Annotated in this window: 12 protein-coding genes; 9 read left to right on the forward strand and 3 right to left on the reverse strand. The window is 44.7% G+C overall.

From position 1 onward, the window contains the following. The first annotated feature begins 100 nt into the window (after positions 1 to 100). The 4 genes from ACFQS8_RS06085 to ACFQS8_RS06100 all read left to right on the forward strand — a co-directional run bounded on the left by ACFQS8_RS06085 (position 101) and on the right by ACFQS8_RS06100 (position 3,464). A complete protein-coding gene (locus ACFQS8_RS06085; protein ID WP_382166372.1) occupies positions 101 to 928 on the forward strand; it encodes a mechanosensitive ion channel family protein in 828 nt (275 codons plus the stop codon). Positions 929 to 961: 33 nt separating this feature from the next. Beyond that, entirely contained in the window at positions 962 to 1,501 is a 540-nt protein-coding gene (locus ACFQS8_RS06090) for a hypothetical protein (protein ID WP_382166373.1), read from the forward strand. Positions 1,502 to 1,617: 116 nt separating this feature from the next. Further along, complete coding sequence (locus ACFQS8_RS06095; RefSeq protein WP_382166374.1) at positions 1,618 to 2,532, forward strand: response regulator; 915 nt, start codon at positions 1,618 to 1,620, stop codon at positions 2,530 to 2,532. Positions 2,533 to 2,534: 2 nt separating this feature from the next. Further along, positions 2,535 to 3,464: a response regulator gene (locus ACFQS8_RS06100; RefSeq protein WP_382166375.1), complete on the forward strand. Its 930-nt coding sequence runs from the start codon at positions 2,535 to 2,537 to the stop codon at positions 3,462 to 3,464. A 10-nt stretch (positions 3,465 to 3,474) separates the two neighbouring features. Here the strand turns inward: ACFQS8_RS06100 and ACFQS8_RS06105 are convergent, their stop codons facing one another. Both ACFQS8_RS06105 and ACFQS8_RS06110 read right to left on the reverse strand, forming a co-directional pair. Continuing rightward, positions 3,475 to 4,155 (reverse strand): DUF6498-containing protein, encoded by a 681-nt coding sequence (locus tag ACFQS8_RS06105; RefSeq protein WP_382166376.1) that lies wholly within the window; start codon positions 4,153 to 4,155, stop codon positions 3,475 to 3,477. 167 nt (positions 4,156 to 4,322) lie between these two features. After that, a complete protein-coding gene (locus tag ACFQS8_RS06110; protein ID WP_382166377.1) occupies positions 4,323 to 5,870 on the reverse strand; it encodes an alkaline phosphatase in 1,548 nt (515 codons plus the stop codon). A gap of 88 nt (positions 5,871 to 5,958) precedes the next feature. Here ACFQS8_RS06110 and ACFQS8_RS06115 point away from each other — a divergent pair, with 88 nt between their 5' ends. From ACFQS8_RS06115 to ACFQS8_RS06130, 4 genes are all read left to right on the forward strand, one after another. Beyond that, positions 5,959 to 6,198, forward strand: coding sequence for a hypothetical protein (locus ACFQS8_RS06115; RefSeq protein ID WP_382166378.1), 240 nt, complete (start codon positions 5,959 to 5,961; stop codon positions 6,196 to 6,198). Between the two features lie 501 nt (positions 6,199 to 6,699). After that, a complete protein-coding gene (locus ACFQS8_RS06120; protein WP_382166593.1) occupies positions 6,700 to 7,857 on the forward strand; it encodes an HPP family protein in 1,158 nt (385 codons plus the stop codon). A gap of 172 nt (positions 7,858 to 8,029) precedes the next feature. Continuing rightward, complete coding sequence (locus ACFQS8_RS06125; protein ID WP_382166379.1) at positions 8,030 to 9,046, forward strand: SIR2 family protein; 1,017 nt, start codon at positions 8,030 to 8,032, stop codon at positions 9,044 to 9,046. A 14-nt stretch (positions 9,047 to 9,060) separates the two neighbouring features. Beyond that, positions 9,061 to 10,755, forward strand: coding sequence for an ATP-binding protein (locus tag ACFQS8_RS06130; protein ID WP_382166380.1), 1,695 nt, complete (start codon positions 9,061 to 9,063; stop codon positions 10,753 to 10,755). Between the two features lie 12 nt (positions 10,756 to 10,767). On the opposite strand, the gene cas1 is transcribed toward ACFQS8_RS06130, so the two are convergent. Beyond that, positions 10,768 to 11,862 (reverse strand): CRISPR-associated endonuclease Cas1, encoded by a 1,095-nt coding sequence (gene cas1, locus ACFQS8_RS06135; protein WP_382166381.1) that lies wholly within the window; start codon positions 11,860 to 11,862, stop codon positions 10,768 to 10,770. Positions 11,863 to 11,903: 41 nt separating this feature from the next. Here cas1 and ACFQS8_RS06140 point away from each other — a divergent pair, with 41 nt between their 5' ends. Then, on the forward strand, positions 11,904 to 12,599 hold the full coding sequence (locus ACFQS8_RS06140) for a hypothetical protein (RefSeq protein WP_382166382.1): 696 nt from the start codon (positions 11,904 to 11,906) through the stop codon (positions 12,597 to 12,599). Positions 12,600 to 12,708: the final 109 nt, after the last annotated feature.

The raw sequence follows: 12,708 nt of genomic DNA on the forward strand, positions 1-12,708 counted from the left end.
GTATAAAGCGTAGCGACATGATTCAAAATGGCGCCCCGTCCGTGCGACTATAATATCCGCGCGATTATAATATTTGATGACCTACCTAAAGGAGACTTTCGTGGAGATTAATGCCGTAGAACTTTGGGAACAATATCAAACACCCATACTTGGCTTCGCCTTCAAATCCTTGGGCGCACTCATTGTTCTCGTTATCGGGTTGCGCGTTGCCAGTTGGTTAGCCGGCCTTGTACGCAAACAATCTCTAAAACACGCATCTATTGATGACACGCTCGGAAACTTCTTTGCATCCATGGTGCAATGGGCAATATCAGCGGCAGTCTTTATTGCGGCCCTTCAGGTTTTTGGCGTTCAAGCAACATCATTAGTCGCAATATTAGGTGCACTTACTCTTGCCATAGGTTTGTCCCTGCAAGGTGCGTTAGGTAATATTGCCTCTGGTGTCATGATCATGCTTTTCCGCCCTTATCGGCTCGGCGATTTCATCAACACTGCCGGCGTCTCAGGAACAGTTAAAGATATCAACCTCTTCCAAACAGTGCTGGCCACGCCTGACAACGTCAAAATCATGGTGCCGAACGCACAAGCGATTGATGGCGCAATTACCAATTATTCCGGCTTCGATACGCGCCGCGTGGATATAACGCTTTCCATTGATTATAATGACAACATGGATCAAGCCATTGCTATCATCCGTCGGATCATTGAAGCAGACAGCCGCGTGTTAAGCCTTCCAGACAAACCTTTTGTAAAAGTCGTGGAATTGAACGCTAGCTCAGTTGATATTGCTACCCGTTCATGGGTTAATCGTCCTGATTATTGGGATGTAAAGTTTGAGCTCACAAAGAAAATCAAAGAAGCCTTTGATGAGAACGGCATTACAATTCCTTACCCACACACAACGATTGAACAAAAAAAGGTCAAATAGACTTTTTATTGGCGAATTAGAAATGCGACGGATGTGAAAAAAACGATATTTCGTTTGCCTAAGATAAGTGTTGATTGGGAGGACACAGCGCCTCCCAACGATACGCCATCTTTGCCCGCCTCATCCCCCGCTGCCGATGCTGCTTTGGCAAGCAATGCTCCACAAAATACACAAGCAGCATCACCAGCAGCCACAAACAACACCCCACCACCTCAAAACGCATCACCGCCAATCGCAAAAAAACGCACTCTATTAGACGTCCTGCTTGGCACCAACCGCCCACCTAAACCACCTCGCACACTTATGGCGCGTTTATTTGGTTTAAGAATTGGACAATTCCTAAACTTGTTTTTGTGGTCAGTTGTCATTGGCGGCGCGATGAAACTCACCAATTTCAATCCGCTCAATCCGCAGTTCAACGCGAGTGAAACAGCAGGAAATGTCTGGCAGCAAGGTTGGTCAGCTTTAGCGTGGATTGTTAAGACAAGCTGGCAACCAGCCTTGACTGGTGCCGTAATTATCATCCCAATTTGGTTTACATGGCGCATATTAACCCTGCCATTCCGGCGTTAAATGTAAACGTGGGGTTAAAAGCATGTGTGAGATTCATGCATCGCTGCAAAACAGCCCTAAACCTTAATCAGGTAAATTAACCCTATAATTGCAATAAAAGCGTGGGTTGGTATCACATGAATATTGAAGATGTCCGTAGGAAGCGGCGCTATGATCCCCGAAATCTTCGGTCGGTCATCGCCGGCTCAAACCGTTTTAACCGAAATTTGATGCTCGAAATCATGCGGACGCTTGGTGCTCTTCAGGTAGAAGGCGCAAAGTGTGAAAACTCCCTGTTCAGAATAATGGATGAACAGCGCTGCAACGCTCTCTTTATTGAATGGTCAGACTCATCGGACATGGACATTGTTGAGATGGTCAAGAAAGTGCGCCGTCTACATGATGACAATCTGCGCCGTGTTCCCATTATTGCTATATCCTCACAACTTACCAAGGAAATGGTAATCGCAGGGCGCAATGCCGGCGTTGATGAATTCCTTCGTCGCCCATGCTCGCCTAGCGATGTGGAAAAGCGCCTTCGTATGGTGATTGAGACACCGCGTCCTTTTGTAGATTCGCCTGTCTATATCGGCCCGTGCCGCCGCCGCAGCAATCCTGCTGATTATCACGGCCCCCGCCGCCGCGATCGTGATGGCGCATCGCAAATCAAAGAAATTTCAGATGCAGAGCGTCAACTCGTCAATAAAAAAGCGCCCATGTCTGTCGCATTAGCACGTGTAAAAATGGCATGTACGCTTTTATCAACCGACCCCAAGAATGCACCTATCCGTATGCGCGCCGCCATGGAAAAGGCACGCCAGACGGCCAGACAAGAAAACGACATACCATTCTTACGCACTTTACAATCTTTTGAAGCATTCATGGAAGTTATTATTCACTCACCGAGCAATGCAGGTGATGCCCGTTTTGTCCTCAACACTGGCATAACGACACTTGAACAATTACTTGTTCTTCCAAGAGAATATGACAGCGCCCGTGAAACCGTCGCTAATGCATTTTCAGATGCTATTCAACGGCGTATGGCAGCATAAATATGACATCATCTTCATCTCAGAAACGATCACTTTCCATTGCAGATACCGGTAAGCTGAAAGTGCTCGTGGTAGACCCCAATGCCTATATGCGTGGCATTGTGGCCGACGCTTTGCGTCGTCTGAATATTGGAGAATTGAGCACAACATCCTCAACAGATGAAGCCAATGATATCTGTTTAAGCTTTCGCCCAAATATCGTAATCACTGATTGGGAAGCTGGCCGTGTATCTGGATTAGAGTTCACACGTTCTATCCGCCGTAGTGAGAAAAACATTCCTCGGGATATTCCCGTCATTCTACTTGCTTCAACAGTTGCCCATGACCAACTCATGGCTGCACGCCAAGCAGGTATCAACGAATTTTTACTAAAACCCGTTTCTGTTCGCGCTCTTAAATCTCGTATTGAAGAGATTGTGATCCGTCCGCGTAAATTCATTGATAGCCGTCATTATATTGGGCCGTGCCGTCGTCGCAAAATAGATGTGGATTTCGAAGGTCCGTGGCGTCGCCTCACAGATGAGCCACCTATCCAAGAAGAAGATAATGATAATCCTGTCCAGCTCGACAAATTGCGTGCAATTGTGGGGCAGCTATCAGGGTTTGCATTGCGTAATTCTGAAGACCCGCGTGAAATCGTGCGCGGCTTATATCGCCTTCTCACTCACTATTCTGGAGAAATTGACCAAATCGGAGACAAAACAGTTTCGGAAGTTTGGCGCTCTGCACAAAGATATATTGAGGGGGTCGGCATGACCCCACACTATGATCCTAAAGTTATACTTCGTCACTTTGAAGCCGTTGCAGCCGTAACTGAAATCGCAGTTGGTGATGTGATGCAACGTCAAGCTTTGGTCAAAGATCTAAACCGACTTGTCACGAAGAAAATACACTCAATTGCTTCAAATGTGCGCGGTGTTGCGCGCGGATAAAGCTGTATTATTAGCCCGCAATTGTTTGCTTTTTTCTGCCTTCTGACACATTCGCGATAACACCCACCCCAGCACGCAATAAAATCAAACCCAATATACCGATCATCGGGTCGCCCAGCTTTGCCATTGTAAAAGCACCCACAAATATCCCGATATGCAATAAAACAATCCGCCCATAGGGTGCGAACATTTCATCCCCTATTTCAGCCTTCACATGCTCTCCATTGCGCACATACAGCACGACGTGCTGGTATAATTCCCATAAGAATTTCGCGCTCAATATACCAACTAGCCCAATCAACCCCATCGACGTAACGATATCCGACACGGCACTATCACCCAGCTGAGAAAACGACGTGGCTATATTGGAATTGCCGCCCACTTCGCCCAAAAAAGTCAGTAAAAACACACCATGGCCAAGGCAGAAACCGCCATAGTGAATAGTGAAAAAACTGCCCATAAATAATGCAGTAAATAGGCTAGAAATATTCCCCTTACCTACTCCAGCAAACAAAATGCGTATTACAGTGATGACGCCGATGACTAGATTCTCAAGCCAATACAGCAGCACTAACTCTAACGCACCCCAACCCATTGTTAGCACAGCAATAAGCGGCAATAGATCAACCAAAAACCCCGTCAAAATGACGGGCGTTTGCAAAGCACGCTGCCAATATGCAAGCTCGAACATAATTGATCATCCCCACTCACCACGCACACAATTGTGTGCTCAATTCGTCCAGCCCAAAATGTAGCCGTAAATTTGCTTTTCCAGCAAACAAAAAAGGGAGGCCCAACACTTAGAGCCTCCCTCTTCTATAATCATTGCATAAAGGGCACCCCCTCATGCAGGCAAGTTTAGTCTAGCAAACCAAGGCTTTTACCTATGACGTGAAAGATTTCATTTTCTTCCATCACACCTGACACAAGGTTAGATCCAGGTCCGCCTGCAAGCAAAGCCACATCTTCCCCAGCGTGGGTTTCAGATGCCATTGGCACAGTTGCTTGTTGCATAAAGTTTTTCTGCGTCGTGTCTTGCTTGCTCAAATTACTGCGCGCACATCCAGCTTCAGCATCACCATCACCTTCGCCACATACAGCGCCGGGTCCATTGGCATATCCCAAAGTAGTGTATGGCTTTCCATCCGCACCAGTATTTGGCGTAAATCCATAGCTAGATAGACCTAGAATTGGATTATTGCGCTGCGAATACCCTGAAATCGTCATTGTGTGTGAGTGATCTGCCGTAACCAAAATCAGCGTATCTTCATCAGACGTCATTTCCAGCGCTTTTGCCACAGCTTCATCCAGCGCAACTGCATCACTCAAAGCACGCGCCGCATTTCCACCATGATGGCCGTGGTCAACACGTCCGCCTTCAACCATTAGCAGATAGCCTTTATCGTTTTGACGAAGACGCGTAATTGCCGCCTCTGTCATTTGAGCGATACTCGGCTCGCCAGCACCATCCTCTTCACGGTCCAATGTGTACTGCATGTGAGATGGCTCGAATAAGCCCATCACATGCTTGTCTGACGCAAAATCAATCGCATCAAAACCTGCCTGATCATACACAAATACGTGTGCGTCAGATTTTTCGTTCCATTCTTCAATAAGGTTGCGTCCGTCTGTGCGGCGGCCACCTTTGTTTGGGTATTCAGGGTCAGATACATCCGCAGGCATAAGGTGTTGACGTCCACCACCCAACACAATCTCAAATCCGTCACCGTGATCCCATTCGATCAATTGGCGCGCAATATCTGCGCAATCGCCATCTTCAACTTCTGTATTGTCTTCCCAATTGCGCGAAGCAGACTCAGAATATGTTGCAGCTGGTGTCGCGTGTGTAATACGCGCCGTTGACACAATCCCCGTTGCCAATCCCTGCTCTTCAGCAATCTCCCACAAACTATCTGTTCCCGTGGCTTCCGCAGATGCACAATTTCCGTATTTCGCATCTTGTGTCAGGCCCAATGTGCGACCAGGCACTTTCACGCCTGTCGTCATGGCTGTTGCAGTTGCCGCAGAATCCGCAATCTGGGAGTCATGCGAATATGTTTTAGACAATGCAGAATATGGCAAACTATCCATCGCCAGATGATAACTCTCACCATCCACACCTTTTTGCTGACCCGCATAAATGCGAGCTGCTGTAATCGTGGAAATTCCCATTCCATCGCCAATAAAGAGGATTACATTCTTAGCAGGCTTCACATCGCGCTTTTCCAACTTGCTTTGAATCGCAGCTGCTGCGCTCACATAGTAGGAATCAGCTGACTGAGATGGCGTAACGGCTTCGCGATCGCCAAAAGAGGCAATCTCTGGATCAGTCAAATGGGTGCACGCAGATAGGCCAAACAGGGCCGTTGCGCTCGCGAGTGCGGACAAACGGATAGATTTTAACAAGATAACTCTCCGGTGGGGATTTTAAGAATGTGGGTTTGGGACAGACCCTAATAAAGTTTTGCGTCAGTTTCATAGCAAAATCGACTCTATGCGACACTTATTAGCGATTAAATCCACCTCACCCAATAGGGATAAGACAAAACTTATCCAACAGCGCGCTAAATTGCTCATACTACGTCCATCACACCTCATGGGGCGGCTCGCGACCGATCGTGCTGGGGTGGGATGGTGTACCCTTCAAACCACATGGCGCATTCGGAGTGTCTATGCAGGTGTTGGGCGTGCTCTAGGGGATATCCTTTGCGGGGGTGGCTGTCGTCATCCTTAGCGGGCTTTGGGGGCAGGAACCCCTTATAAGAAGGAACCTCACCACGGTAAATCACCATGCGAGGCACGCAGATTTGCGGCCTACTTACCTGCTGGGGCCCGTGTGCAGATCGGGTCTTGGCTATCACTGCCAAAAATCTGTGTGCCTCGCGCCCTGATTTTACGAAGAATGCTTATACTCTCGCATCAGAAATGGTGGCGGAGGTTTTGGTGTATCCGGCCCTCAGGCCGACGAGCAAAGCGAAGGCACAGGTGCGCCAATTTCTAATTGGCAATCGCACCGAGCATAGACAGTCAAATGGCGGAGGTTTTGGTATATGTGACGCTCATATCGCCGGCATATCTACAGCGAATCTAAACGCTGACATCTCTTGCCCAAGACTGCGCCATGGCCTACCAGCAAGAAAGACGACTCACTGAAAAGTCGCAGAGAATACGGATCAAAAGCTAGGTTTACATCCATAGCCTGAGCCGAGTTTGCAAAGGGGAGCAAACGTTCATGATGCTACGCATATTGCGGTCCTTGGGGCCTGCCGTCACTTTTCCATCCATGACAGAAGCCATTCGCGCTGGCTTTGGTGCGTTTGTCGGTTTGGGGCTAACGGGCCTCTTCGTTCTTTCGCCAATCATTGATCTGCAAACGGGTCTCTATCTCGTTGCGCCCTTTGGGGCCACGTCCGTATTGCTGTTTGCCGTCCCAAACAGCCCCCTTGCCCAGCCTTGGTCGGCCATTGTCGGCAATACCATCGCCGCTATCATTGCAATTGCCATTTGCATGTTCATAAGCGATCCAACCTTGAGCATCGCGCTGTCTGTTGGCCTTGCCATCACGGCCACCATTCTTTGCCGCGCCGTGCATCCCCCCGCAGGCGCTGTTGCGATGACAGTCGCCATGAGTCCCGAAGCCATTGCGCGCCTTGGCTTTTGGTTTGCGCTCACCCCCATCGCCATTGGCACAATCGCGCTTGTCGCCGTGGCGATCATCTATGCCAAGCTGACAGGGCGTCATTATCCCTTTCGCCAATATAACGAGCCAAACCAGCACAAGACAAATGATTTAGAACCCATTGAAAGACTGGGCCTTTCAGAACAAGAACTCACCGATATTCTCGAGCGTTATAGCCAATCCTTCAATCTTGGTGTGGAAGACCTTGCCCGCCTTATCGGTGCCGCCGAATTACAAGCCGCCGCCCATAGAACAGGCCCGCTCATCGCCGACAACATCATGTCGCGCAATCTTGTGAAAGGGCCGCCAACCATGCCGCTATCAGATGTTGCCGACCTATTCAGACGGCATAAATTCACAGCCCTTCCCGTTGTCGACTCTGAAGGCATTTTTCTTGGCGTTATTTTCCAGATTCACCTGATTAATCGCGCCAGAGAAGATTCTCTTCGCCTACATCGTGGTTTTGAACATGTCTTAAAAAGGCTTCTTGATCCTAAGAGAGAACAACCCATTCGCGCCGAAGATATTATGAGCGTCACCATTCCCCGCGCCTTTATCTCGACGCCAATTGCCGCCCTTCTGCCCTTAATGGCTGAGGGTGATATCGAAGCCATTCCGATCATGGATCATAAGAAAATCATCGGCATCGTCACCCGCACCGACCTCATCGCCGCCCTCGCCCGCACCTATTCCCAATCCCCGCCACCCCCCTAGCACTCACGACCGAATTTCCCGCGAAGGCGGGGGGGTATAGTGATATCCAGAATTAAATAAATCTGCCCATTTCACCAAAGACAACTGGCGTTCTTAAAATCAAATGACTTTTGCTATATTACAACGTATGGGTGTTTTAGCTATAAGTGAAAATTAGATTCGGGATTTGGGTATGGGTATCGAAGATTATGTAGCTAGCACGAAATTTGGTATTGATAACTTGAGTTTTCTATTTGGTGCTGGGACATCATTTGAAGCTGGGTATCCACTCATATCTGGGTTGACAGTCTCCGTATTAGGCGGACTTTCACCTGATGAAAACAATAATCTATCAGAAGTATTCACAGCTCTTAAAATTGATGTGAACACCCTAAACATAGAAGAGATTTCTGATTGTGTTCTTAAACATTACATTGAAAGTCAGGATATACGGTTTTTTTATTTAATGGATAGAATAAGATCATTGATAAGCGAGGTTATTCTAGATGTTTCAAATCCAAACTTGTCCAATCATATATCATTTTTTAATTCTCTAAAACGTAGAGCCTTTAATCGCTCCACTGTTGTCTGGATTTTTACGACGAACTACGATTTGCTCTTTGAAGAAGCTGCCGCACTATCTGGTGTAAACCTGATAAATGGGTTCACAGGGGTATCGACTAGATTTTATTCAGAAGATGAATTTCATGCTGTGCGAGGTACAAGAAGTGGTAGTCGTTTTGTAGAAACTCCTGCATTAACTGTAAGGTTAGTTAAACTTCATGGATCAGTTTCATGGTATAAGAATGAAACTAATGTTTTTGAATGTCATCCTCAACAAATTCCCCATGACAAGCCACGGTGCATGGTTTTGCCTAGACGCAAGAAAGTCATTGAGACTTTAGATACTCCATATCAGCGACTTTTTCGAATTTCTAGCGAATTTTTGGGAAGCCAGTGCGTGAATTTAATCGCATCGGGATTTAGTTTTTGTGATGACCATATAAATGATACTCTGATCACCTCCAAGATAAACAACGGCAAAATTATTCTGGCTAACTTCTGTGAAGTTGAACCTCCAGAATTGACTGACCTCAGATCAAGACCAAATGTCAGTCATATTACTAAAGATAAGCTTATCAATGGTGGGATAGAAACAGCGGGTGCAACCGACTTTTGGAAATTCAGCGAATTTGTAAAACTTTTTTAGGGGGAAGTAAAATTATGGCTTATCAAATTGGAAAAGTCATTCAGGTCAAAGGCGATCAGATTCATATAGAACTAATTGACCATGATTCTTCTAAACCAATCGGTGTTCCAGAAACTATGGCGGTAGCAGTACCGACTGATGATGGACCAGAAACTCTACTGATCGGGCAACCTGGCTCGTTTATAGAATTATCCTTACCAAATGGAAGATTGCTGTGCTTAGTCACAGAAATACAAATGAAGCAGGTTAATATTCCTATCTCAGCAGAAAAATCAGCCATGTTGGAAGGTGAGCTTTTACTAGATAGGGCTGCCAGAATTCTTGTATCAATTCCTGTGGGAACATTTAATTCAAAGAGCGAATTTGAAAGAGGAACGAACTCCCTTCCAACGGTAAATGCTCCTGCCTTTGCTGTATTACCTTCCACAATTGACCGTATTTATGCGAGTTTCGCTGAGGGAGACTTTTCTCTAGGAAAGCTTTCTTTGTTTCCAGAACAAGAAGCCAAAATGAATCTGGATGCTTTCCTTGGCAGACATGCAGCCATACTAGGACAAACAGGAGGTGGAAAGTCATGGACCGTAGCGTCTATTTTGCAGAAAATATCTAAATTTCCTCAGTCTACGGTACTACTTTTAGATCTTCATGGGGAATATACGAACGCCTTTGGTGAAGAAGCTGAAGTAATCGCAGCTAATGAAATAGAAATGCCCTATTGGCTAATGAACTCTGAAGAGTTGTTGGGTCTGATGATTGATCGAGCTGAAAGTAGCGCGCCCAATCAAAATGCTAAATTCAAAGAATTACTTCAGGAAGCCAAAGAGAGTAATGTAGAAAATAAAAAATTGGGGTTGGAAAAGATTACAATTGATACTCCGGTGTTTTTTGATCTTAAGTCTATCATCGATGAATTCAGAAAGTTGGATGTAGAAATGGTCGCGGGTAAAACAAAGCCTGTTAAAGGACCGCTCCATGGGGATTTTACTCGACTATTAATGCGTTTAGAATCTCGTCTAAATGATCGTCGTTATGATTTAATTTTTAAACCCAAGACCTACAACACTAGCGCATCGATGAATGATCTATTTCGTAAAATTTTGGGTGAGCAGGAAGATGCTGCAAAAAAAATTGTTGTGTTAGATATGAGTCCGGTCCCATTTGACGTTCGGGGGTCTATAATTTCACTAGTGCTCAGATGCCTTTTTGATTTTTCATATTGGTATAGTCGAGTAAATGAGTCTCGGTATCCCATTTCCATCTTTGCTGATGAAGCTCACATATATTTAAGCGACAAATCTAGTGATAGTGCACCACGAGAAAGTGCAGAGCGAATTGCTAAAGAAGGACGGAAATATGGCCTAAGTTTAACGGTTATTAGTCAGCGTCCGAGAGAGTTATCTTCTACAATCTTATCCCAATGCGGAAGTTTTCTTTGTTTGAGAATCTCAAATCCAGATGATCAATCTTATGTTCGTAATCTACTGCCCGATTCTGTTAGAGGTATTACCTCTATGTTTTCTTCATTAACACGTGGAGAGGCTATTTTGATAGGAGATTCAATGATGATGCCTACGAGAATCAAGGTTGATAAACCTAATCCTACACCAAATAGTAACGATGCTTCATTTGTCGATACTTGGTCAAAGGAAAGAGACGTTTTGGATGTTGAAAAAGTATTGCAGGCGTGGAGAAATCAAAAAATTGTTTAACGATCAGTCAATTCAGATACTCCAATTGATCAATTGGGCTAATCGCCTAACCAACTCTGGATTTAACCTGCATACACCGTCTGATTGAATATCAAAATCAGCTCCGGTGAAAGTCTCTTCTTGAACTAGCTTCAATACAACCCGATCTACAACGGGCCGCATAGGTTCCATAATATCAAGTGCAAAAGATGGCCTTGGTGGTCCTGTTCGTCCCCTTGAGCGGGTATGAATTATACCCAGCATTGGATCAAAACCAGTTGCGATAGCCTGAAGCTGCATTTGTCCAAGAAGCATTGTGTAGACATAGTTCAACATTGCATTGACAGGATGTGTGGCAAATACGTTTTCGGCTTTCCCTTCTCTGAAAAGAGAGGTGCGCGATTTAAAAACAAGCCAGTCGTCAGGAATGGGATATTGCTTCGTTGATTTCCACTTTAAATCAATTGACTGCCAAGCTCTGAAATAAGCACTCGCCGCTTGGGCTTCGATTGAAGTTAGCTCTTTCAATTGACTATGAGTACCGGTCTTCAATTGCTCAACGAATGCAGGTATTTTTCTTAAAGCTGAATCTCTAGCTTTCGACGTTGGCAAATGAGACTCAAGAGTTTCTACAGCGTTATTTAATTTATCTATCATCAAAGGCAGAGCGAAAGATATTTGCTTTGCTTCATCCTTTCTAGCTGCTAATTGCCATTCAAATTTTTCTGGATCAGCGGATAAACCGCCTGATGTAATTAAAGAAAAGAATTGGCCGTTCCATTTAATTCTAATTAGCGGGATGTTTTGTTCAGTTAGCCAATCCAAGGCATCGAGTGTAATTGTCCCGTGTCCATCCAAAATTATAATTCTTTTAGGACGATCTAATTCACCCTTAAAATAAGATAATTCTCTATTTTTATTTGGGTAATGCGTATTACCATCTTTTACAATTAAACGAGCTTTATCGACTTTTAGCGATAAGCCATGGCCCGTTAAAATTAAAGGCTGGTTTTCACGTTCACGGCGCTTTCTAATTGGTAAAAATGATTGGTATTTGTCTAACCAATAATTGCAGCGATTAGGCCATTCGTGAGAAATGTTATCAGTATTTAAATCCAATTTATTCAATCTAATTGTGTCCTTAAGCAGCCAATCAAAACGAATAAGAAATGTCCGATTTAAACACATCAAATACTATCACTTATGAATTGATTTCACTAGAACATTCTTGGGAAGATTATTCCGATTTAGGTATAGATATTTACAATTATAGAAATGAATTAAAACGCTTACGTCACGACAATGGACAAGAAACTAGAGAAGAATCTGATGCTAGATTACAAAAACTTTTTCAACGTGAAGAAGGTTTAAAGACTCAGCATTTTGATAGAATTCACAACGGGTATTTTGATGCGTTTGGCAATGATATAGATAAAGGGGCGGAAAAAACCAAAATACCGCACGCTATGTTTGATGATAGAATTCGTGATTTCGAAATTAATTGGGATTCAAGCACTTTAAAAGCTCATGGGAAAACGTTCATAGGTATTGAAGTAAGGCCGAGTGATCTCTTGTTGAGAGAAATATCTGAGAGCAAAGACCAATATTCTCAAACGGCAGCCCACATTGTTTCAAAACCGAATCCATCTAAACAAGGCAGGCCTTCACGTGGCGAACAGATTATGAAGGCAATTCTTCGTCATCACAATGAAAATAAGGCGTGGTTTGACTTACCACCTACGGAACGTCGAATTCAGTATTTTAAATTCATAAAAGAAGTTTATCAAAAATGCCCTAAAACAAGCCAAGGTTTTTCATATAAGACTATTGAAAAATACGAGAAGATTTTTAAAGAAAGTCTATAAAAAACAAGGCCTATAAAACCTATTTAAAAAAATCACTTTATAGGTTTTTATCTAACTTGCCCATAGGTTTTATAGAGTTCGTTATCTCGATTGTGAAGCGGTTCCCATT

Source organism: Hirschia litorea, from assembly GCF_042665075.1.
GTDB lineage: Bacteria > Pseudomonadota > Alphaproteobacteria > Caulobacterales > Hyphomonadaceae > Hirschia > Hirschia litorea.

Excerpts from the sequence above, each read along its gene's own strand:
- ACFQS8_RS06105 (WP_382166376.1), bottom strand. The coding sequence starts at position 4,155 with ATGTTCGAGCTTGCATATTGGCAGCGTGCTTTGCAAACGCCCGTCATT.
- ACFQS8_RS06095 (WP_382166374.1), top strand. The coding sequence starts at position 1,618 with ATGAATATTGAAGATGTCCGTAGGAAGCGGCGCTATGATCCCCGAAAT.
- ACFQS8_RS06140 (WP_382166382.1), top strand. The coding sequence starts at position 11,904 with ATGTCCGATTTAAACACATCAAATACTATCACTTATGAATTGATTTCA.
- ACFQS8_RS06115 (WP_382166378.1), top strand. The coding sequence starts at position 5,959 with ATGCGACACTTATTAGCGATTAAATCCACCTCACCCAATAGGGATAAG.
- ACFQS8_RS06120 (WP_382166593.1), top strand. The coding sequence starts at position 6,700 with ATGCTACGCATATTGCGGTCCTTGGGGCCTGCCGTCACTTTTCCATCC.
- ACFQS8_RS06100 (WP_382166375.1), top strand. The coding sequence starts at position 2,535 with ATGACATCATCTTCATCTCAGAAACGATCACTTTCCATTGCAGATACC.
- ACFQS8_RS06125 (WP_382166379.1), top strand. The coding sequence starts at position 8,030 with ATGGGTATCGAAGATTATGTAGCTAGCACGAAATTTGGTATTGATAAC.
- ACFQS8_RS06130 (WP_382166380.1), top strand. The coding sequence starts at position 9,061 with ATGGCTTATCAAATTGGAAAAGTCATTCAGGTCAAAGGCGATCAGATT.